The organism is Veillonella parvula (assembly GCF_036456085.1).
In the GTDB taxonomy this organism is placed as follows: Bacteria; Bacillota; Negativicutes; order Veillonellales; family Veillonellaceae; genus Veillonella; species Veillonella parvula_E.
This window is the reverse complement of sequence record NZ_CP138632.1, coordinates 531882-552790: the sequence shown is the minus strand read 5'-3', so window position 1 is coordinate 552790 and position 20909 is coordinate 531882. Positions and strand designations below refer to the sequence as shown.

The window sequence follows — 20909 nt, the reverse complement described above, 5'->3', positions numbered from 1 at the left end:
ACTATGAAAACATTGTATATTGTGCGCCATGGTGAAACTGATTGGAACAAAATGGGAAAATACCAAGGCATCACAGATGTTCCACTTAATGAAAATGGTTTAAATCAAGCAAAGGCATGTGGTCAGGCTCTTAAAGATGTTAAATTTGATCGCATATTATCTAGTGATTTGAGTCGTGCTTTAGTTACAGCTGAAGTCATTCGCGGTGAACGTACTACTCCTATTACGGTAGATAAACGCTTACGAGAACTTAATTTTGGTGATTGGGAAGCTATGTTATTTTCAGATATCGAAGATCGTTGGCCTGGTTTGATAGATGAAATGTATTTGCGACCACATCTAGTTAAGGTTCCTAATGGTGAAAGCTTTAAGAATTTACAAGACCGTGCATGGGCAGGTCTAGAGGAATTCATCAATGTTAATAATGAGGAGGAAACACTTCTCATTGCTTGTCATGGTGGAACTATACGAACATTATTGTGTAAATTATTAGATATTTCCATTAGTCATTGTTGGAATTTTAGTCAAGGTAATACAGCAATAAATCGTATATTCTATAATGGCATGGGAGAATTTGATCATAATATTTTAAACTTGCTCAATGATACAGCACACGTAGATGTATTACAAGGTCATGCATAATGCGACTAGATAAATTATTAGCCAATAAAGCTTATGGTAGTCGAAAAGAAGTCCATCAAATCATAAAAGATAGAAGGGTTACCATCAATGGTAGTATAACAACGAAAAAAGATACTCATATTGATATTGATGTTGATATAGTTGCTGTTGATGGTAAGATTGTTAGTACTACTCAACTATATTATGTAAAATTTCATAAGCCAAAGGGCTATGTTACCGCCGTAGAAGATTCTAGTCACCCTGTTGTTATGGATTTACTCCCTCCAGAATTCATAAAAATGGGAGTAGTTCCAGTAGGCAGATTAGATAAGGATACAGAAGGACTTTTACTATTAACTAATGATGGTGTGTGGGGACATTCTATCATCAATGGTAATAAACATGTGCCTAAGGTTTATTACGTAGAATTTGAAGGAACGCTATCTGATGAAGGTATACAACGTATTAAAGAGGGAATTCTTCTTGGAGATGGTACGCAATGTAAACCGGCAGAAATTGAATTTGTATCGTTACATTCAGTACATGTAACAATTGAAGAAGGTAAGTATCATCAAGTTAAGCGCATGATTGGTGCTGCAGGTGGTACTGTAACATATTTGAAACGTCTTACGATTGGTCATATTGATTTAAGTGGCATTGAAGAGGTTGGTTCTGCAATGGAATTGACCGTTGAACAGATAGAGGGCTTTAAAAAATAGCATAAAATTCTATTCAATATAGGTATTTTATGGTAAGATTAATTGTACTTTATAGACTAGGAGCAAGATTATGAATGGATTAAATCTGCTACAACAGTATATTAAAGAGCAAGAATTAACAGGCGTCATTTTAATAAGCCCTATAAATCTACATTATTTTGCAGGCTTTACTGGTACTACAGGCTTTGCTATCATTACTCAAGATAAAGCCTTTATGATTACTGATTTCAGATATACTGAACAAGCAACAAAACAATGTGAAGGGTACACAGTTATTCAATATGAAACAACTGTTATGGATACTCTTGTAGATATATTCAATGAACATCATATTCACGAAGGTTTATTCGGTATAGAAGGCAAACAAATGCCTGTGGATACGTATGAAACTTTATGTGATACATTAGATGAACGCTTTAATTTTACATCTATCAATTTTGCAAAACTACGTGCGGTTAAGCGTGAAGACGAATTAGACTTATTGCGTAAAGCCGCTAAAATTGGTGATGATGCTTTTGCTGCCTTGCTACCACAACTAAAGGTAGAGATGACAGAAAACGAAGCGCGCATTATATTAGAATCAGAAATGTTAAAACGTGGATCAGAGGAACCTTCCTTTGCAACCATTGTTGCTTCTGGTAATCGTTCTAGTATGCCTCATGGTGTAGCCAGTGATAAGGTCATTGAAGCAGGTGATTTTGTTACCTTTGACTTTGGTGCAGTATATAAGGGTTATCATTCTGATATGACTAGAACTATTGTAATGGGGCCTGCCTCTGAATTACAAAAGAAGCTGTATGGTATAGTTTTAGAAGCACAAAAACGTGGCGTAGCTGCAGTTCGGGCTGGTATTACTGGTAAAGAACTTGATGCAGTTTGTCGTGATTATATTAAAGAACATGGATATACCAAGGAATTTAATCATGGTACTGGACATGGCGTAGGTCTTGAGATTCACGAAGAACCAGTAGCCAATACTAAATCCGATACGGTATTTACAGAAAATATGATCATTACGGTAGAACCTGGCATTTATATAACAGGTACTATCGGATTGAGAATAGAGGATAGTGTCATCGTCAAATCTGACGGCTATGAGGTGTTGACACATAGTCCAAAAGAGTTAATTGAAATAGGTATTTAGAAGGAGAAGAGTTAGATGATTTCCAGTAATGATTTTCGTCCAGGTGTAACCGTTGAAATTGACGGTAATGTATGGCAAGTAGTTGATTTCCAACACGTTAAACCAGGTAAAGGTGCTGCATTCGTACGTACTAAAATGAAAAACTTGCAAACTGGTTCTGTAGTTGAGCGTACATTTAATGCAGGTGAAAAAGTGCCTAAAGCACATGTTGATCGTCGTCGTATGCAATACTTATATGAATCTGATGGCTCTTATACATTCATGGATAACGAAACTTATGATCAAGTTGAACTTACCCTTGAACAATTAGGTGATGCTAAAAACTTCCTTCTTGAAAATATGGAAGTATCCATCATGTTCTTCCAAGGTATCGTAATCGGTATTGATTTACCTGTAGCTGTTGAACTTCGCGTAGTTGAAACAGATCCTGGTATCCGTGGCGATACTGCAACTGGTGGTAATAAACCAGCCGTATTAGAAACAGGCTACACTGTAAAAGTACCTCTCTTCATTGAAGTAGATGATGTACTTCGTATTGATACTCGTACAGGACAATACATCGAACGTGCCTAATACTCATTGATATGTATTGGGGCAAGATCTTTTCAAGGAATCTTATTCCCCATATATCGTAACATTTGCACTGTAAGCACTTGTCGTCTATGTAATTATATATAGGGACAGGTGCTTTTTTTGAAAGAGGCCAGTATGACCAAGAAAAATACTGAACTAGAGTCGGGTAAGATTAAGATTAATGATGATGTATATGCTACAATTGTAACAATGACAGCGCTTGACACAAAGGGAATTCATCATATGAGTTCCACCTTTAATGATGGCGTTAACACTTTTTTTAGACGTAAATCCGATCATGAAGGTGTTAAGATATCCTTTAACGATGAAGGAGCAATATCAGTTACACTATATGTGTGCATTCAGTATGGATATCGTATTCCTGATGTTGTTTTACGTCTACAAGAGCGCATTAAAACTGCTTTAGTCTCTTATACAGAAATTGAGGTTCAAACTATTGATGTAGTTGTACAAGACATTATTTTTGATGATTTAGTAACACCTCAACAGCCATAGGAGGTATCTCTATGAGTTCAGATAATCAATTAAATTATGGTTTAGACACGGATACCATTGATATTGCAGATTCTGTCATCATTGATGTAGCAACAAAAACTTTAGGAACCATTCCTGGTATTCATTCTTTAAGCCCACGCTTTTACGATGAGTTGGTAGAGGGTATTACCCATGCTTTTGGTCAGCGTAGCTTACCTGGTATCAATGTAAAGCATCGTAAAGGTTTTATTGAAATTAATATTTATATTAAAGCATTGTATGGATATAATCTCATTGAATTATCGAAACAATTGCAATTAGAAATCAAACAAACCTTAAAAAATATGCTAGATCTTGATCATATTAAGGTTGATGTGCATATTGAAGGTATTGTAAAAGAAAAGGAGCCAGTTTTACATGGTAACTAAGCGAAATCGGCGAGAGGCTCGTCAATACGCATTCCAAATGTTATATGCCAATGAATTTCATACTGATCAAAATGATGTTCAATTTCCCGAAGGAAACATTCATAAAGCAATGGATAAGGCATATGCAAATAGTATTATAGAGGGTGTACTATCAAATGTTGAAGCAATTGATGCTACATTACAGCCATTCTGTAAATCTCGTAAAGTAGCAAATTTAGATAAGGTGGATCGTTCTATCTTACGTATTGCAGTTTGGGAAATGAACAATAAAGTGGAACCTTTAGAGCCATCTATTGCTATTAATGAAGCCATTCAATTAGCTAAAGAGTTTGGCTCTGATGCATCTTATAAATTAATTAATGCAATCTTAGACGCATATAATAAGAGTAAATAATGAAACGATATTACTTAGGCATTGATACGAGTTGTTACACCACAAGTTGTGCCATTGTAGATAGCGACTTTCACATAGTAGGGGAAGCACGTAAAATCTTAGAGGTAAAACTGGGTGAGCGAGGACTACAACAATCAAATATGGTCTTTCAGCATACAAAGGCGTTGCCTAAGTTAATGTCAGAGTTGCCTCAGGTACCAATTAGCGGCATAGGTGTTAGTGGCTTTCCGCGCCGTGAAGAACGCTCTTATATGCCTGCCTTTATGGTCGGGTTAGGACAGGGGCAAACCTTGAGTCATCTTATGAATGTGCCTTTACATATTTTTGCACATCAAGAGAATCATATATTAGCTGCTTTGAGGGATTTAAAAAATATTCCTAATGACCCATTTTTGGCATTACATCTATCAGGTGGCACGACAGAACTATTATATTGCCATTATCAAGGAAACGGTATTTTTGAATCTCATATCGTTGGTGGTTCTAGAGATTTACAAGGGGGACAATATGTTGATCGCATAGGCGTCGCGTTGGGCTTACCATTTCCTGCAGGTAAACATTTAGAGGCATTAGCATTACAAACTACAGAATATGAACCATTGCCATCATCTGTAAAAGACGGATGGATTAGCTTTGCCGGTCCTTGTAGTGCTGCTATGCGGCGTATAAATAACGCTATGAGTGATATAGATAAATCTAAGTTAGCTAGAGCTGTTTTTACTTCCATTGGAAATGCTCTAGAAAAAATGATTACTTATCATACTAAAGAGAAACCTGTACGTGCACTCATTGCTGTAGGTGGTGTGATGAGTAATAGTTTACTTCGTAAGCGGATGGAAACCTATTGTAAACGAAATCATCTCCAATTACATGTGGCGCAACCACAATTCTCTGTTGATAATGCCACAGGTAATGCTTTTGGTGCTGCTTATTTACAAGAATCTAGAGGATAATCGTGAATGTATTAACCATTACACAATTAAACAATCTCATAAAACGTACCTTAGATTGTGAATATCTATTAAAGAATGTATATGTAAGTGGTACCATTATTAATGCAAAACGTCATAGCAGTGGTCATATGTATTTTTCTTTAAAAGATGAGGAATCTGCTATTGATGTGACAATGTGGTCTAGTACCGTCATGCAAAAGGGACTAGCTAATGCCATTCAAAATGGTTTATTAGTAACTGTAAAAGCATCTGTTAACTTTTACAATAAAATGGGCCGTTTAAATCTCATTGCATCAGATATGCAAATAGGTGCTAAAAGTCCGTTACAGCTCGAATTTGACGCTCTAAAACGAGAGTTAACTGCTTTGGGGTACTTTGATGATAGCCATAAAGTAGGTTTACCCTATATGGCGAGTTGCATTGGTATTGTTACATCCCAATCTGGTGCTGTATTACATGATATTCTACATGTTAGTAAACAACGCAATCCACTAGTTCAATTTAAATTGTTTTCCGTTCCTGTACAAGGTAGTACCGCAGGCCCAATTATAGCAAAAGGAATTGCTACGGCAGATGCTGATCCAGATATTGATGTCATCATCGTTGGTCGTGGTGGTGGATCTATGGAGGACTTGTGGTGTTTCAATGATAGAGCTGTTGTAGAGGCAATTTATAATGCTCATACACCGATTATTTCGGCGGTAGGTCATGAAACAGATTACACCTTATGTGATTATGTAGCTGATGTACGTGGTGCTACGCCTAGCCATGCTGCAGAAATGGCAGTACTTCCAATTACTATATTACAAGATCAGTTGACAGAAAAAGAAGAGTATTTACACGAATATATACGCTATACACTACAACAAAAACGTACAGATTTAACATTGCTCTTTAATCGAAAACTTGGCATTCCAGCTCTGCAATTTTTACATAAGCAAAAATCACACTTACAAGAGCTTTCTCAAACTCTAACTAATGCAACTAAAGAACGATGTAATGCAGAGAGACATAGCTTAGCATTATTGGCACAACAGTTAGAGTCACTAAATCCATTACAAATGATGATTAAAGGTTTTGCAAAGGTTGAGCATGATAACAAACCTATTACTTCGGTTGCCCAATTACAACCAAATGACGATATACGAGTTACACTAGCTGATGGTTATATTACTGCTACGGTAAAGGAGGCGCACAAGGATGGCCGCATCACTAAAAAGTTATGAGAAAAAATATAAGGCCTTAGAAGATATTGTTAAGCAATTAGATGATGGGGATATGACCATTTCTGAGCTTTTATCACAATATAAAAAGGGCTTAACTTTGGTAAAAGAATGTGCTGAAATGCTCGATTCTGTTGAAAATGAAGTACAACAAATTATCGAAGAAGTCCGCATCAGCGAATAAGGAGATTCTATGTTCAAAGATTATTTAGCATCTAGCAAACAAAATATTGAACAATGGTTAGGCGAAGTACTTAATAGCCCAAATCAAGAATTTGAACAACTTTATGAATCTATGAATTATAGTTTAATGCAAGGTGGCAAACGAATACGACCTATTTTAACTAAGGCTGTGTTAGAAATGCTTCATAAAGAGCCAGCTGATTATAAGGAATTTCTATGTGCTATGGAGTGTATCCATACGTATTCATTAGTTCATGATGATTTACCAGCTATGGATAATGATGATTATCGCAGAGGTAATTTGACCAATCACAAAGTATACGGTGAGGGACTTGCTATTTTAGCCGGTGATGGGTTATTAACATATGCCTTTCAATTGATGACTTCAAATACAGTTGCTAGTGCACAGCAAAAACTAGATGCTATACAATGTGTTGCTACTGCGGCTGGTCCAGAAGGTATGGTTGGGGGACAAGCCTTTGATTTGCTCAGTGAAGATAAACATATTCCTTTAGAAGAATTAAAGGTTTTACATACTGGTAAAACAGGTGCACTATTTAACGCTTCTGTAGAATTAGGTCTTATTCTTGGATGTGCTAATAATACCACGCGAACATTCCTTATGGAATATTCTAATTGCCTGGGATTATTATTCCAAATTACTGATGATATTTTAGATGTAACCGGTACTATTGAAGAATTAGGGAAAACACCCGGTAGTGATATTCGCCAACATAAATCTACCTATGTATCTTTACTAGGTTTAGAGCAAGCAAAACATCAAGCCTACCTAGTAGGTAGCCAAGCTCATGATGCGTTAAACTTGGTTTCTTATGATACAACTATACTATCAGCATTAATTGATTATCTTTTAGAACGTACGAATTAATGGGTATTACCTGTAGAAGGTATAAACAATGATTGATATATTACCACAAATAGCACATAATTATATCGCACAAGCTGCATTTTGGGGCTGGTTTACGGCTCAAGCTATCAAATTTGTATGGCAACTCTTAAGACATGGTAAATTCCGACCAGAGCGCCTTGTTGGATCTGGTGGTTTTCCAAGTTCACATACATCATTTGTAATTGCTACAACAACAGCGATTTACCTTAAAAATGGTGTAACGGATCTATTTATATTATCCTTAGTATTTTCAATTGTTGTTATGTATGATGCGTCTGGTGTACGATTAGAGGCAGGACGACAAGCTCAAATACTTAATCAAATTGTAGATTATTTTACCAAAAAGAATATACCTGTTGTCATTACACGTAAAGAAGCATTAAAAGAGTTGTTGGGACATACACCTATCGAAGTATTTGGTGGTTTAATTCTCGGTATTCTTGTGGCCTTTATTCAGTTTTATTGTATTTATCATGGTGTAATATGAACAATAAAGAACGATTAGATATACTCCTCGTTAATCGAGGCCTTTTTGAAAGTAGAGAAAAAGCAAAAGCAGCTATTATGGCGGGCCTTATATTTATGGATACTACGCGCATAGATAAAGCAGGCACCAAGATTCCTGCGGATGCTAATATTATTGTAAAAGGCAATACCCTACCTTATGTAAGCCGTGGAGGACTTAAATTAGAAAAGGCTATTCAAACTTACCCTATCGATTTACATGGGGCTGTGATGATTGATATAGGAGCTAGTACAGGTGGTTTTACAGATTGCGCATTACAAAACGGTGCGTCTAAGGTCTTTGCCATCGATGTAGGATATAATCAATTAGCTTGGAAATTACGCCAAGATTCACGTGTAATTAATATGGAGAAGCAAAATATCCGTACTGTTACTGCTGAACAAATAGGTGAACTTGTTGATTTTATTTCTATTGATGTAGCATTTATTTCTTTAGACAAAGTTTTACCAGTAGCTACTAATTTATTAAAAGATACGGGCTCACTTGTGGCCTTAATAAAACCACAATTTGAGGCTGGTAAAGAAAATGTTGGTAAGGGCGGTATAGTGCGAGATAGTGAAATCCATAAAGAAGTATTACATCGTATTCTACATGTTGCGTATGATTGTGGATTGTATACACATGGCTTAACTTTCTCACCAATTAAAGGTATGGAAGGTAATATAGAGTTTTTAGGTTATTTTAAAAAGTACGAAGAAGGGGCCTTAACCATTGATGATACTTTGATTGATACAGTGGTTGCAGAAGCCCATTCATTATAGGAGATTACTATGCGTATCGGATTCTTCCCCAATATGGGGAAAAGCAATATTATGGCAGTTTTAAAAATGGCTGCACATATTTGTAAAGATGAAGGTATCGAAGTATTTTTGCCAGATGATCTCGAATCAGATGCACCTGCACGAGTACTTAAGATTCCTGAAACTCATATTTTAAGTCGCCCAGAAATCTTCAAACAAATAGATATTGCCTTTAGTTTTGGTGGTGATGGTACCATCATCCATCTTGCAAGACAAATTTATCCATATAATGTACCTGTTTGTGGTATTAATCTTGGCGAACTAGGTTTTTTAAATCAAATTGAAATTCATCAAATGCAAAGTCATATTAAACGTATTGCTAATGGTGATTATAATATTGAAAAGCGCGGACATTTATATGCTTATATCGAACGTCATGAGGGTAAAGAGGAAGAACTAGTTCCTATCATTAACGAAATTGTTATCACTCGTGCTGAACCGGCTAAAATGGCTCGAATTAATATGTCCATAAATAATCAACATACGCAAATGTATCCATCGGATGGTTTAATTATTTCCTCTGCTACAGGTTCTACCGGCTATAATCTATCGGCTGGTGGTCCAATCATGAAACCAGATAATCGATCTATCATTGTCACCCCAGTAGCACCACATTTAATTCAAGGTGTAAGCCTTGTTTTAGAGGAACATGATACGATTCAAATTACAATGCCGGAAAGAGAACCACAATTACATATTTGTATTGATGGTACATTTGACTATACTTTTACAAATAAAGAAACCTTACATATAAGCTCTAACCCTGTATATTGTTTATTTGTACGATTCAAGGATCAATGTTTCTTTGGTACACTATTTAAAAAGTTAGCATCTCGTCGAGATGAATTGTTATAACCAAATCTCAAGTGGGGTGGTTTTTTGATTAACATTAACAATGCTGTTCAATTCCAACATTTAATCTGGGATAGATGTATGGAAAATGCCAAAGTGGTAGTAGATGCTACATGTGGTAATGGCCATGATCTTTTATACCTTTCTAAACGGGCACAAAAAGCATGCCATCTATATGGAATTGATATTCAAATGAAAGCTATTAAAACTAGCAAGGAGCTTTTACAATCAAATGATATTGCGCCAGAAGTGAGTTTAACGTTTATTCATGACTCTCATGATTTAGCGGTAGCTCATCAATTAAAGGATGAAGTTATTGATTTAATGATTTTTAACCTAGGATATTTACCTGGAGGAGATCACCAAGTTGTAACAAAACCGCATCAAACCATTGATGCCATAAATGAAGGTTTACACAAACTTTCCAAGTCTGGAGTTATTACAATAGTTGCTTACCCTGGAACAACAGAGGGATTTGAAGAAATGCAGTCTCTTAAATCGTATTTATCAGATTTAGATCAGAAAATATATAATATATGTCATTGGCATCCGATGAACCAAATACATAATCCACCTGAGTTATTTATATTGCAAAAACGATAAAACGAAATATATCTTTATTCATTATGAATAAAACTCATACTCAGTTAGTAAAACCCCCTTTATAGGGGATTTTAATTATACATGTATATTTTTTTATTTTTAAATTATTAATTCCCTATAAATAGATGAACCTTATGAGCTATGAATTTGCACGTTATCAATATATAGAATATTAACAATATTTTAAATATTAATATAATATGCATAAGACGTATAATATATGCGATTTATACCATATATTAATTATGAATATATGGTATAATATTATCAGAAAGATACTATTCTCTTTTATGTGCAAGGTTTAAAAAAGGGAGTTCAAAATGAAACGCTATCGCTATAACAAAATTAAAGAGATCGTGCAGTCCAAGGCGATTGAAACACAAGAGGAATTAGCTGCGGCTTTACTAGAAGAAGGTATTGAAGTTACACAAGCTACAGTTTCTCGTGATATTAAGGAATTAATGTTAATCAAAATTCCTACAGGCGATGGACATTATCGTTATGCATTATCTCCAGAGGAAAATGTAGTTTTATCTCGTAGTCGTATTAACCGACTATTCCAAGATTCTTTGATTAAGGTTGATCACAGTTTAAACCAAGTTGTATTACATACAATCCCTGGTTCTGCTCAATCTGTAGCATTTTCTATCGACCATGCAAAATGGACTGAAATTATTGGTACATTAGCAGGGGACGATACTATTTTGTTAATTGCAAAATCCGACGCTGAAGTTCCAGCAATTTTAGCGAAAATTCAAGATTTAATGAAGGACTAATAATATGTTAACGCAAATGAGCATTCGCAACTTTGCGTTGATTGAGCAAATGAATATTTCATTTAATGATGGCATTACTATCTTTACCGGCGAAACTGGGGCAGGGAAATCCATTCTTATGGATGCCTTTAGTATCCTATTAGGAGAACGCGCAAGTAGCGAGTTTATTCGTCACGGTAAAGATAGTTTTGTTATTGATGGAATATTTGATATTGCTAATCACCAAAGTATTCAAGACCTATTAGAGTCTAAAAATATCATGATAGAAGAAGGCCAGTTAATTCTATCTAGATCCTTTAACCGTAATGGCAAATCTAGTATATTGGCTAATGATCAACCAATACCTTTAAAAGCTTTAAAGGAGATTGGTCAATACTTAGCAGATATTCACGGACAATATAGCAACCAACGTTTACTAGACGCTGATACACATCATGAATATTTAGATACTTTTAATAAAGAAGGAAAAGAAGCCTATAAAGCTTATACTGATGCGTATAAAATGTATAAGCAAGCAAAACAAGATGTAGATCATTTACAAGAAAATATGTCTGAGCGAGCCCGGGAGCTTGATATGCTTAGATACCAAATCGACGAAATTGAAGATGCTGGTCTGAGTGTTGGTGAAGATGTAACTATTGCAGAAGAACTTAAGCGTCTTGACAGTTTTGAACATATCGATAAGGTTTTAGGTTCTTGTTATGATGCCTTTTATAATGGACGTCAACCATTACTTGATACGATTAACTCGATTAAGGTAGAGGTTAATGATCTAGTAAAATATGACAGCGAGTTAAAAGATGTCTCAGAAATGGTGGACTCTGCTTATTTCCAATTAGAAGAAGCTGCACAATCTTTAGATCGTTACAGGGATACTATCAGCTACGATGAAGAGCGTTATAAGTATTGCCAAGACAGAGATACCACAATTTATAGCTTAAAGAAAAAATATGGTGAAACCGTAGAAGATATTCTAGCATACGAAGAAAAGGCGCAATCTCGTTTAGAAGAACTAGAAGGCCTTGTATTTGCTCAAGATGAATTAGAAACTCGTCTTGAAGAAGCAAAAAAGGTAGCAGAAGAAGCGTTAACAGTTTTACACGAGGTACGTCAAAAAAATGCAAAAGATATTGCTACGGCCTTACATCAAGAATTAGTGGATCTAGGGATGCCCAAAGGGGATATTCAATTTCATATTGAAGAGGGGACTGAGTTATCCTCATTAGGTGCAAAGTCTATTGAAATGTTATTCTCTGCGAATAAAGGGGAACAGTTATTACCTCTACATAAAGTAGCATCTGGCGGTGAGTTAGCTCGCATTGCATTAGCCTTTAAATCAGTATTCCGCAGTGACGCTTTTAAAACGATGGTATTTGACGAAATTGACGTTGGTATCAGCGGTGATATAGCACTTAAGGTGGCAGAAAAAATACTTAATTTATCTAGAACAAATCAAGTATTTTGTATTACCCATTTGCCACAAACTGCAAGTATTGCGAAACAACACTATCATCTATCTAAAATCGAGCAAGATGATCGTACAATCTCTACATTAGTAGTCTTAAATGAGGAAGAACGAGTAACACAAATCGCGTCTATGATGTCTGGTAAGGAAATGTCTGCTACAGCACTTGCGGCGGCGAAAGAACTTATTGACCATTTTAATTGACTAAAATCGCATAATTACTTATACTAATAGTATTAAATGAATATGTTGATAGAGGTGCGAGTATTAAGAGTAATCATGAGGAGTAGGCATGCATTGATCCATGATAAAAGGGATGCTTGCCGAAGTTCGATGATTGCGACTCATCGTTCTGGTTGTCTATTTAATAGATAGACAACTGTCATCAATCTTGTATTGGTGGAGTGCTATCATTGAGCTTTTCGTGAGAGTATATATAGCTATATAATCTATAAGGCCAGTGGATGCATCCACTGGCTTTTTTGGAGGTATATATGATTCGAGTAATGGTAAATGGCGCTGGCGGCAAAATGGGTCGTGAAGTGGTCAAAGCAGTACATAACGATCCTGATTTAACATTAGTTGGTGGTATTGATCCGACTAAGGCAGGGGAAGATGTAGGCTCTGTAGCAGGAATCGAACAATTAGGTATCAAAATGAGTGCCTCCATCGATGAGGTATTAGATACAAATAAACCTGATGTGATTGTAGATTTCACTAATCCTGCAGTTATTTATGAAAACGCGAAGAAAATGTTATCCGCTGGTATTCATGTAGTCATCGGTACTACAGGATTGACCGCAGAACAACGTGATGAACTTGATACAATAGGTCGTTCCAATCAAGCGAATTGCTTAGTGGCGCCAAACTTTTCTCTTGGGGCGGTAATGATGATGAAAGTGTCTGCAGAGCTCGCTCCATATTTCCCTAATGTAGAAATTATAGAATTACATCATAATCACAAATACGATGCGCCTTCTGGTACAGCTATTTTAACAGCTAAATTGATTAACGATGCTAAACAAGCTGCTAAGGTAACTGCTGATGAGGATTTGACTCGTGAAAGCTTACCAGGTGCTCGTGGTGCTAAGGTTGACAATGTAACAATTCATAGTGTACGCCTTCCAGGTTATGTGGCTCATCAAGAAGTATTATTTGGTGGTTATGATGAAACATTAACCATACGTCATGATAGCTTAAGCCGTTTATCTTTTATGCCAGGCGTAGTACTAGCATGTAAAAAAATTAGTTCTAAAACTGGCTTAACATACGGTTTAGAACATTATTTATAATATTTGTGCAAGGAGATGTATCAATGAAAAAACCTAATATTGCAATTCTAGGTGCTACTGGTGCAGTAGGTGCTGAATTTATTACACTTATTGAAGAACGTAACTTTCCTTATGAGAACTTAAAACTATTAGCTTCCGCTCGTTCTGCAGGTACAGAACTTACTGTGAATGGTAAAACATATATTGTAGAAGAAGCAAAACCTGAATCTTTTGATAATATTGATATTGCGCTATTCGCAGGTGGCTCTATATCTAAAACATTAGCGCCAGAAGCCGCTAAACGCGGTGCTATTGTAATCGATAACTCTAGTGCATTCCGTATGGATCCTGAAGTTCCACTCGTAGTACCAGAAGTTAACCCAGAAGATATCTTGAAACATAAAGGTATCATTGCAAATCCTAACTGCTCTACAATTATCATGAGTTTAGGATTAAAACCTCTTCATGATATCTCTCCAATTAAACGTGTAGTTGTAAGTACATATCAAGCTGTATCTGGGGCAGGTAAAGAAGGTATTGAAGAACTTGAAAATCAAGTAAAACAATATACTGCAGGCGAAGAAATGACAGCAAATCTGTTACCAACAGGATCTGCTCCTAAACACTATCCTGTAGCATTCAACTTATTGCCACAAATCGATGTATTCTTAGAGAACGATTACACTAAAGAAGAAATGAAGATGGTTCACGAAACACAAAAAATCCTTCATGACGAAACTATTCAAGTAGTTCCTACTACAGTGCGTGTTCCTGTATATCGTTCCCACTCTGAGTCTGTCTTGGTAGAAACAGCGGAGCCTGTATCTGTAGAAGCTTTCAAGGCAGCATGTGAAAAATTCTCTGGTTTACAAGTTAAAGATAATCCTGCTGAACAAATTTACCCTATGCCATTGTATACATCTAATCAAAACGACTGTGAAATTGGTCGTATTCGTAAAGACTTATATAATGACAAAGGTATGAACTTCTGGATTGTAGGGGATCAAATTCGTAAAGGTGCAGCTCTTAACGCGTTGCAAATTGCTGAGTACTTGGTGGAAAAACAAGCATTTTAATCTATCAAGGGGAGGACATATATGAAAACCTTTGGTCGAGTGTTAACAGCTATGGTGACATCCTTTAATAATGATGGAGCCGTAAATATTGAAAATTGTGTTGCTATCGCCAATCATCTGTTAGATAATGGCTCTGATGGTCTTGTGGTTTGTGGTACAACGGGTGAAAACCCAACTATGTCTAGAGACGAAAAATTAGCTCTATTTAATGCGATTGCAAAAGAATGTGGACATAAAGGTTCGATTATTGCCAATGTAGGTAGTAACGATACAATGGCTTCTGCAGAATTTGTAAAGGAAGTTTCTAACATCGATGGTATCGATGGTTTGCTAGTTGTAGTACCTTATTACAATAAACCGAACCAACAAGGTCAATATTTGCATTTTAAAACTATTGCAGAAGCTACTACATTACCAATCATGGTGTATAATGTACCAAGTCGTGTGGGGACAGGTATTTTCCCAACTACCTTAGTTCAACTACATAACGAATATCCACATATTTGTGCTATCAAAGAGGCAAGTGGTAATTTAATGATTGCTTCTGAAATTAAGCGTTTAATGCCTGGAGATGATTTCATGGTATATAGTGGGGACGATGGTCTTACATTACCGATGTTATCTATTGGAGGATGTGGAGTCGTATCTGTAGTATCTCATGTAGCAGGCAAAGATATGAATGCTATGATTCAAGCTTATGAATCTGGCCATAACTACGAAGCGATTCGTATTTATCAAGCTTTATCAGAAATTATAAAAGCGATGTTCATCACCACAAATCCGATTCCTGTTAAATATGCAGCCCGTAAAATTGGCTTACCTGTGGGAAAATTTAATTTACCAATGTGTGAACCAACGGCTGATGAAGCAGCATATATTGATAAAGCATTAGCAGAATATCTAAAATAAAATATCAGTATAAAATAAAAAACCAGTAACTACATTGTAGCTACTGGTTTTTATTTTATACTACAATCTTACTGTTATTTTTGATTAGAGTGACATTATTTGTATTATATTAATTGTATTTTAATGTAAAAATTTATAATTATGGTATAATTTCTCTGGAGATAGTATTTTTAACTATACTCTAGTCTACTGTTAATTCATGATAAACAGACAAATTGTGAAAGTTCGAACCGACCAATATGGCGGGTACATTTAAAACACAAGGAGTTTAGCATGATACTAACAATGTTAAAAGGTAAAATTCACAGAGCTACTGTGACACAAGCAGAGCTTGATTATGTAGGGAGCATTACAATTGATACAGATTTATTGAATGCATCCGGAATACGAGAATATGAACAAGTTCAAATTGTAAATATTAATAATGGAGCACGTTTTAGTACATATACTATTGCCGGAGAAGCAGGTAGTGGTGTTATATGTTTAAATGGTGCTGCTGCACGACATGTGCAAGTACATGATAAGATAATTATCATGTGTTATGCACAGCTTGATGAAAGCGAAGTTGAGAGCCATAATCCTCTCGTTGTATTTGTAGATAATAATAACAAGATAAGTCATATAAAAAACTATGAGAAACATGGTTTATTAGTTGATCAAAAATAATTGTCATTGATCGAATTACAGTAGACTGTATAGGACTATCTTCGTATTTACAATATAACGGAGGAATATAATGGAATTTATAACAACTATCGAAAATGTACGGAATACAGTAAATAGCTGGAGAAAAGAAGGTTACACAATTGGTTTTGTACCAACCATGGGATTCTTACATGAAGGACATGCTGCATTAATAGATCAAGCTAGAAAAAATAACGATAAGGTCATTGTCTCTATATTTGTAAATCCTATTCAATTTGGAGAAAATGAAGACTTGAGTACTTACCCTCGTGATATTAATAGCGATAAAAAGTTATGTGAATCACATGGTGTCGATCTTATTTTTGCTCCAAATCCGGAGGAAATGTACCAAGATAAAAAGGCATTTGTAAACATTGCGGATTTATCTGATACATTGTGTGGTATTCGCAGACCAATTCACTTTAAAGGCGTTTGCACTGTGGTGGCAAAATTCTTTAATATTATTCAACCAACAAATGCGTATTTTGGTGAAAAAGATGCACAGCAATTAGCCATTATACGTAAAATGGTCTTTGATTTAAATTTTCCTGTCAATATTATTGGTGTTCCCATTGTTCGTGAAGAAGATGGTTTAGCAAAATCTTCTCGTAATACATATTTGTCTAGTGAAGAACGGAAAGCCGCTACCATATTGTATAAAGCTATTCAATTGGGAAAACAAACTACACAATATGGTTGCTCTACTAAATGTATCATTGATACTATGACAGACACTATACAAACCGAACCGCTTGCTAAAATAGATTATATTTCAGTTGTTGATGCTAAGACTATGCAACCTGTACAAGAGGTTACTGCCCCAGTATTAGTGGCTATGGCTATATATATTGGTCCTACACGACTTATTGATAACTTCTCATACGATCCAAATTAAGGAGAGAAGTTATGAATCATTTACTTACACTCAACAACGTTCTTTCCAAATACTTAATTTTTACAATCCTAGGCTTTTCATGTATTGCTTATATAGTACCAGAATACTTTACTTGGGCAATCGCTTATACACCTTTTTTACTTGGTATAGCCATGTTTGGAATGGGGCTTACTATTAAGTTTGAAAGCTTATGTAGTATCCTTAGGCATCCAAAAGATATTTGTATTGGTGTACTTGCACAATATACGATAATGCCTCTATTAGCCTGGGGAATTTGCCATATATTCACATTATCACCAGATATTGTTATTGGTGTAATATTAGTAGGTTGTTGTCCTGGCGGGACAGCCAGTAATGTTATAACCTATATTGCCAATGGTGATGTCCCTTTATCTGTAGGAATGACAATTACTTCAACATTAATAGCTCCCATAGTTACACCATTATTAATCTTATATATCGGTGGCGCATGGGTAGATGTTCAAGTACTACCTATGATGATTACTATGGTAAAAGTTATTATTGTGCCAATCTTATTGGGCGCAGTAATCCAATATGTATGTAAATCACATATCAATACTTTAACCAGCATTAGTCCGATCTTCTCTATGATTGCTATTATACTGTTAATAGCAGCCATTATTGCTATCAACAAAGATAAACTATTGATTTCTGGGCTTGAAACACTTATTGTTGTTGGTATACATAATATACTAGGTCTACTACTAGGATTAGGTGTAGGAGCACTGCTTAAATTAAGATATGATAAAACTACAGCGCTAGCAATAGAGGTAGGAATGCAAAATAGTGGTTTAGCCGTAACATTAGCAGCAACAAATTTTGCATTAAATCCATTAGCAACGCTAGTAGGGGCTATTTTTAGTGTATGGCATAATATATCAGGTGCTATTTTTGCTACTCTACGGAGAGAAAATAGTTTACATTAAAAATAAACTTTATACATGCAACAAAAAAAACGGCAACAATATGTTGCCGTTTTTTTTTTGTTGCTTATATTCTATCTCGTACAAGACCGATTACAAGGCCCTCAATATGACAATTATCTACAATGATTGGATCAAAATCATCATTTTCAGGTTGTAAACGAATATGACCATTTTCTTTATAAAAACGTTTTACTGTAGCTTCATCATCAATGCGAGCAACAACAACATCGCCGTTATTAGCAGTATTTTGATGCCGCACGATAAGCATATCACCTTCATACATACCGATATTCATCATAGATTCGCCTTGAACACGTAATAAGAAACAGTCAGAATCACCAGTCAATTGAACTGGCAATGTAAGCGTGGACTCTAGGTTTTCTACTGCAGTAATAGGCATACCTGCTTGTACAGTGCCGATAAGAGGTACTTGTTTAAGTCCAGCACCTAAAAATTCAAAGTTATCAGAGCTAGACGTTTCATTACCGGCTACTGAAATAGACGGTTTAGTATCTTCTAACACAGTAATAGCACGATTTTTATTTGGATCACGTTTAATATAACCAAATTTTTCTAAAGTATTTAAGTGAGATTGAACGGTGGAAGTAGAACTTAGCCCTACATGTGTACAGATTTCACGAACTGTAGGACAACGATATTCATTATGTAATGAATCTTTTATAAATTCTAATATACGGCGCTGTTTTGTATTGATATCTGTAGCAGGGCGTCTCACGATAAACCTCCAAAGCAATCTAATGTAAAAATAATGTTAACATTTCTATGCGTAAAAAATAACTCATATCATACTATATAATAAAAACATAAGGTATTTATTTAACTTATATCCCTATTATAGGAAATTTTGAAAGTTTTTGCAAACATTTGTTCTTAAATGCTTGACCGAACATTCGTTCGTGTGCTATTATAAGCATGTAAACAAACAAATGTTCTCAGATATTATGTTCGATATAAATGTGAGGTATGAGATGAAAAATATATTGATGATGGTAGGAATGTGCTTAACAGTATTATTTGGTTATAATATGTCAAATCCTACAACAGAGGTAAATACACATAATGTACGTGAAGTAAAGGTTCAAGTAGGCGATACGATGTGGGATATTGCAGCACGTACAGCTCATAAAGATATGGATGTTCGTGAAATGGTATATACCATGAAGGAACTTAACAATATTAGTGATTCTGGTGCTCTTGTACCTGGTACGGTTTTAAAAGTACCAACAAAGAAATCTGATAGTCCAGTTAGAGCTTTGGACTATGTGGCTCAAAACTAAATATATATGGGTTATTCCCACACAAAAAGGCAGCTACTCTAATAGAGATAGCTGCCTTTTGTTATCTAAATCGTTTTTCAAAGATCGTTGAAATAGGATTATCTACAAATTTGTTTGCCTCATTAATGTAACGACGAACCATATTTACACTATGATGACGTGTTTGCCTCATAATATTACGTTCTTCAACGCCATAAGCTGCTGCAGTCGTTGCAAAGCCATGACGTAAACTATGGGCGCCATACATGGTCGGATCTAGACCAATAAGAGAAATATATTTTTTTACGATTTCTGAAATCATCTTATCGGATATAGCTGTTTTACGTAAAGACATATTTTTTGTAAACCCTCTAAATACAGGTCCCTCAGTAATACCAGAAGCACGTAACCATTGTTGTAAGGCTCGTACTGCATCTAACGGAGAACCAGATAAATGAGGAATTGCTACTACTGCACCTTGACCCTCTTGGTCGGCCTTAGAGGATGCTACAAAGATTTCAACACCTTGTGGTGAAAATTGAAGATTTTCTACTGTAATAGCCGCAATCTCACTGCGACGGAAGGCACCCATAAAGCCAATCAAAAGAATAGCTTTATCACGCAATAATTGAAGTTCCGGAACATCTAGCTTAGCCATACAGTCTATAATATCTTCAATATCTTCTAATAAAACTGGTGTTTTCCCTTGTTGAAACGTTCCTTTTAACCGTCTAATGCCACGTAAGGCCTGTTTTACAATAGGTGCCATACATGGATTATTTCTTTGACCAGAAGCATTAAAATTTTCAGATATAGCACTTATACGACGTGAAATTGTATTTGCCTTTGCATAATCTGCTAGATCGTTAATATAATTTACTATGGTTTCTGGTGTAGCTGGAAAATAAGATACCTTTTGATAGGTACACCAATCTACAAAATCGTCCCAATCCGATTCGTAAGCATCAACAGTATTCTCGGCCTTAGATAACAATATGCTTTGTTTTGCTTTCATAGACAACTTTGTACTATTCATAAGCGCATCGTTATTGCGCAAATAGAAATGTTTTTGTTGTTTCTTAGACTTTGACATAATTCACCCTTACCCCTAAAATATCAATATAATTGTACCATAGATTAGATCTATATATGCTATAATTAGAGAATATAATAACTTATTCGGGA

At 35.5% G+C, this 20909-nt stretch carries 26 protein-coding genes and 1 riboswitch; of the genes, 24 read left to right on the top strand and 2 right to left on the bottom strand.

What is annotated here, in order from left to right; genetic code table 11:
* The first annotated feature begins 3 nt into the window (after positions 1-3).
* The 23 genes from cobC (at position 4) to PK1910_RS02560 (ending at position 18447) form a co-directional block, all read left to right on the top strand.
* The gene (gene cobC, locus PK1910_RS02670) at positions 4-642 is read left to right on the top strand and encodes an alpha-ribazole phosphatase (protein ID WP_004697091.1); all 639 of its coding nucleotides are present in this window, start codon (positions 4-6) and stop codon (positions 640-642) included.
* Complete coding sequence (locus PK1910_RS02665) at positions 642-1340, top strand: pseudouridine synthase (protein WP_008713895.1); 699 nt, start codon at positions 642-644, stop codon at positions 1338-1340. The genes cobC and PK1910_RS02665 overlap by 1 nt, the downstream gene beginning before the upstream one ends.
* 70 nt (positions 1341-1410) lie before the next feature.
* Positions 1411-2484, top strand: coding sequence for a M24 family metallopeptidase (locus PK1910_RS02660; protein WP_008713897.1), 1074 nt, complete (start codon positions 1411-1413; stop codon positions 2482-2484).
* Positions 2485-2499: 15 nt separating this feature from the next.
* A complete protein-coding gene (gene efp, locus PK1910_RS02655) occupies positions 2500-3057 on the top strand; it encodes an elongation factor P (RefSeq protein WP_004695799.1) in 558 nt (185 codons plus the stop codon).
* 135 nt (positions 3058-3192) lie between these two features.
* The gene (locus PK1910_RS02650; RefSeq protein ID WP_004695801.1) at positions 3193-3573 is read left to right on the top strand and encodes an Asp23/Gls24 family envelope stress response protein; all 381 of its coding nucleotides are present in this window, start codon (positions 3193-3195) and stop codon (positions 3571-3573) included.
* An 11-nt stretch (positions 3574-3584) separates the two neighbouring features.
* Complete coding sequence (locus tag PK1910_RS02645; RefSeq protein WP_004695803.1) at positions 3585-3980, top strand: Asp23/Gls24 family envelope stress response protein; 396 nt, start codon at positions 3585-3587, stop codon at positions 3978-3980.
* Positions 3970-4374, top strand: coding sequence for a transcription antitermination factor NusB (nusB, locus tag PK1910_RS02640; RefSeq protein WP_008713900.1), 405 nt, complete (start codon positions 3970-3972; stop codon positions 4372-4374). Before PK1910_RS02645 ends, nusB begins: the two co-directional genes overlap by 11 nt.
* Positions 4374-5327: a Kae1-like domain-containing protein gene (locus PK1910_RS02635; protein WP_008713902.1), complete on the top strand. Its 954-nt coding sequence runs from the start codon at positions 4374-4376 to the stop codon at positions 5325-5327. The genes nusB and PK1910_RS02635 overlap by 1 nt, the downstream gene beginning before the upstream one ends.
* 2 nt (positions 5328-5329) lie before the next feature.
* Positions 5330-6553 carry an exodeoxyribonuclease VII large subunit gene (gene xseA / locus PK1910_RS02630; RefSeq protein WP_287511206.1) on the top strand — a complete coding sequence of 408 codons (1224 nt, stop codon included), beginning with the start codon at positions 5330-5332 and terminating at the stop codon, positions 6551-6553.
* Positions 6528-6734: an exodeoxyribonuclease VII small subunit gene (gene xseB / locus PK1910_RS02625; RefSeq protein ID WP_008713906.1), complete on the top strand. Its 207-nt coding sequence runs from the start codon at positions 6528-6530 to the stop codon at positions 6732-6734. Before xseA ends, xseB begins: the two co-directional genes overlap by 26 nt.
* A gap of 9 nt (positions 6735-6743) precedes the next feature.
* Positions 6744-7622, top strand: coding sequence for a polyprenyl synthetase family protein (locus PK1910_RS02620; RefSeq protein ID WP_008713907.1), 879 nt, complete (start codon positions 6744-6746; stop codon positions 7620-7622).
* A gap of 28 nt (positions 7623-7650) precedes the next feature.
* Complete coding sequence (locus tag PK1910_RS02615) at positions 7651-8130, top strand: divergent PAP2 family protein (RefSeq protein ID WP_004695814.1); 480 nt, start codon at positions 7651-7653, stop codon at positions 8128-8130.
* On the top strand, positions 8127-8930 hold the full coding sequence (locus PK1910_RS02610; protein WP_008713910.1) for a TlyA family RNA methyltransferase: 804 nt from the start codon (positions 8127-8129) through the stop codon (positions 8928-8930). The genes PK1910_RS02615 and PK1910_RS02610 overlap by 4 nt, the downstream gene beginning before the upstream one ends.
* Positions 8931-8939: 9 nt before the next feature.
* Positions 8940-9824: an NAD(+)/NADH kinase gene (locus tag PK1910_RS02605; protein ID WP_024061669.1), complete on the top strand. Its 885-nt coding sequence runs from the start codon at positions 8940-8942 to the stop codon at positions 9822-9824.
* Between the two features lie 24 nt (positions 9825-9848).
* On the top strand, positions 9849-10424 hold the full coding sequence (gene mnmM, locus PK1910_RS02600) for a tRNA 5-(aminomethyl)-2-thiouridylate-methyltransferase MnmM (RefSeq protein WP_331299360.1): 576 nt from the start codon (positions 9849-9851) through the stop codon (positions 10422-10424).
* Positions 10425-10744: 320 nt separating this feature from the next.
* Positions 10745-11200 (top strand): arginine repressor, encoded by a 456-nt coding sequence (gene argR, locus PK1910_RS02595; RefSeq protein WP_105086507.1) that lies wholly within the window; start codon positions 10745-10747, stop codon positions 11198-11200.
* 4 nt (positions 11201-11204) lie between these two features.
* Positions 11205-12869, top strand: a complete 1665-nt coding sequence (recN, locus tag PK1910_RS02590) for a DNA repair protein RecN (RefSeq protein WP_004697380.1) — start codon at positions 11205-11207, stop codon at positions 12867-12869.
* Positions 12870-12910: 41 nt separating this feature from the next.
* Positions 12911-13083, top strand: a riboswitch (Lysine riboswitch).
* Positions 13084-13159: 76 nt separating this feature from the next.
* On the top strand, positions 13160-13957 hold the full coding sequence (gene dapB, locus PK1910_RS02585) for a 4-hydroxy-tetrahydrodipicolinate reductase (RefSeq protein ID WP_287511202.1): 798 nt from the start codon (positions 13160-13162) through the stop codon (positions 13955-13957).
* Positions 13958-13980: 23 nt separating this feature from the next.
* Positions 13981-15012, top strand: a complete 1032-nt coding sequence (locus PK1910_RS02580) for an aspartate-semialdehyde dehydrogenase (RefSeq protein WP_287511201.1) — start codon at positions 13981-13983, stop codon at positions 15010-15012.
* Between the two features lie 21 nt (positions 15013-15033).
* Positions 15034-15921, top strand: a complete 888-nt coding sequence (gene dapA / locus PK1910_RS02575; RefSeq protein WP_287511200.1) for a 4-hydroxy-tetrahydrodipicolinate synthase — start codon at positions 15034-15036, stop codon at positions 15919-15921.
* Positions 15922-16194: 273 nt separating this feature from the next.
* Complete coding sequence (gene panD / locus PK1910_RS02570) at positions 16195-16587, top strand: aspartate 1-decarboxylase (RefSeq protein WP_004695834.1); 393 nt, start codon at positions 16195-16197, stop codon at positions 16585-16587.
* Positions 16588-16657: 70 nt separating this feature from the next.
* Positions 16658-17500 (top strand): pantoate--beta-alanine ligase, encoded by an 843-nt coding sequence (gene panC / locus PK1910_RS02565; RefSeq protein WP_008600948.1) that lies wholly within the window; start codon positions 16658-16660, stop codon positions 17498-17500.
* 11 nt (positions 17501-17511) lie between these two features.
* Positions 17512-18447, top strand: coding sequence for a bile acid:sodium symporter family protein (locus tag PK1910_RS02560; RefSeq protein WP_008600949.1), 936 nt, complete (start codon positions 17512-17514; stop codon positions 18445-18447).
* A 64-nt stretch (positions 18448-18511) separates the two neighbouring features.
* Here PK1910_RS02560 and lexA read toward each other — a convergent pair whose 3' ends face one another.
* Positions 18512-19183, bottom strand: coding sequence for a transcriptional repressor LexA (gene lexA / locus PK1910_RS02555; RefSeq protein ID WP_287511199.1), 672 nt, complete (start codon positions 19181-19183; stop codon positions 18512-18514).
* Positions 19184-19436: 253 nt separating this feature from the next.
* On the opposite strand from lexA, the gene PK1910_RS02550 reads away from it, so the two are divergent.
* Positions 19437-19745, top strand: coding sequence for a LysM peptidoglycan-binding domain-containing protein (locus PK1910_RS02550; RefSeq protein WP_004695842.1), 309 nt, complete (start codon positions 19437-19439; stop codon positions 19743-19745).
* 61 nt (positions 19746-19806) lie between these two features.
* Here PK1910_RS02550 and PK1910_RS02545 read toward each other — a convergent pair whose 3' ends face one another.
* Positions 19807-20817, bottom strand: coding sequence for a site-specific integrase (locus tag PK1910_RS02545; protein ID WP_119562962.1), 1011 nt, complete (start codon positions 20815-20817; stop codon positions 19807-19809).
* Between the last annotated feature and the right edge of the window lie 92 nt (positions 20818-20909).

What these genes read in the sequence shown, in the direction of transcription:
- panD (WP_004695834.1), top strand. Translation starts at nt 16,195, where the DNA reads ATGATACTAACAATGTTAAAAGGTAAAATTCACAGAGCTACTGTGACA.
- recN (WP_004697380.1), top strand. Translation starts at nt 11,205, where the DNA reads ATGTTAACGCAAATGAGCATTCGCAACTTTGCGTTGATTGAGCAAATG.
- PK1910_RS02645 (WP_004695803.1), top strand. Translation starts at nt 3,585, where the DNA reads ATGAGTTCAGATAATCAATTAAATTATGGTTTAGACACGGATACCATT.
- PK1910_RS02550 (WP_004695842.1), top strand. Translation starts at nt 19,437, where the DNA reads ATGAAAAATATATTGATGATGGTAGGAATGTGCTTAACAGTATTATTT.
- PK1910_RS02545 (WP_119562962.1), bottom strand. Translation starts at nt 20,817, where the DNA reads ATGTCAAAGTCTAAGAAACAACAAAAACATTTCTATTTGCGCAATAAC.
- PK1910_RS02615 (WP_004695814.1), top strand. Translation starts at nt 7,651, where the DNA reads ATGATTGATATATTACCACAAATAGCACATAATTATATCGCACAAGCT.
- dapA (WP_287511200.1), top strand. Translation starts at nt 15,034, where the DNA reads ATGAAAACCTTTGGTCGAGTGTTAACAGCTATGGTGACATCCTTTAAT.
- panC (WP_008600948.1), top strand. Translation starts at nt 16,658, where the DNA reads ATGGAATTTATAACAACTATCGAAAATGTACGGAATACAGTAAATAGC.
- PK1910_RS02580 (WP_287511201.1), top strand. Translation starts at nt 13,981, where the DNA reads ATGAAAAAACCTAATATTGCAATTCTAGGTGCTACTGGTGCAGTAGGT.
- efp (WP_004695799.1), top strand. Translation starts at nt 2,500, where the DNA reads ATGATTTCCAGTAATGATTTTCGTCCAGGTGTAACCGTTGAAATTGAC.
- argR (WP_105086507.1), top strand. Translation starts at nt 10,745, where the DNA reads ATGAAACGCTATCGCTATAACAAAATTAAAGAGATCGTGCAGTCCAAG.
- cobC (WP_004697091.1), top strand. Translation starts at nt 4, where the DNA reads ATGAAAACATTGTATATTGTGCGCCATGGTGAAACTGATTGGAACAAA.
- dapB (WP_287511202.1), top strand. Translation starts at nt 13,160, where the DNA reads ATGATTCGAGTAATGGTAAATGGCGCTGGCGGCAAAATGGGTCGTGAA.
- nusB (WP_008713900.1), top strand. Translation starts at nt 3,970, where the DNA reads ATGGTAACTAAGCGAAATCGGCGAGAGGCTCGTCAATACGCATTCCAA.
- PK1910_RS02605 (WP_024061669.1), top strand. Translation starts at nt 8,940, where the DNA reads ATGCGTATCGGATTCTTCCCCAATATGGGGAAAAGCAATATTATGGCA.
- PK1910_RS02610 (WP_008713910.1), top strand. Translation starts at nt 8,127, where the DNA reads ATGAACAATAAAGAACGATTAGATATACTCCTCGTTAATCGAGGCCTT.
- PK1910_RS02650 (WP_004695801.1), top strand. Translation starts at nt 3,193, where the DNA reads ATGACCAAGAAAAATACTGAACTAGAGTCGGGTAAGATTAAGATTAAT.
- PK1910_RS02560 (WP_008600949.1), top strand. Translation starts at nt 17,512, where the DNA reads ATGAATCATTTACTTACACTCAACAACGTTCTTTCCAAATACTTAATT.
- xseB (WP_008713906.1), top strand. Translation starts at nt 6,528, where the DNA reads ATGGCCGCATCACTAAAAAGTTATGAGAAAAAATATAAGGCCTTAGAA.
- PK1910_RS02620 (WP_008713907.1), top strand. Translation starts at nt 6,744, where the DNA reads ATGTTCAAAGATTATTTAGCATCTAGCAAACAAAATATTGAACAATGG.
- PK1910_RS02635 (WP_008713902.1), top strand. Translation starts at nt 4,374, where the DNA reads ATGAAACGATATTACTTAGGCATTGATACGAGTTGTTACACCACAAGT.
- PK1910_RS02660 (WP_008713897.1), top strand. Translation starts at nt 1,411, where the DNA reads ATGAATGGATTAAATCTGCTACAACAGTATATTAAAGAGCAAGAATTA.
- PK1910_RS02665 (WP_008713895.1), top strand. Translation starts at nt 642, where the DNA reads ATGCGACTAGATAAATTATTAGCCAATAAAGCTTATGGTAGTCGAAAA.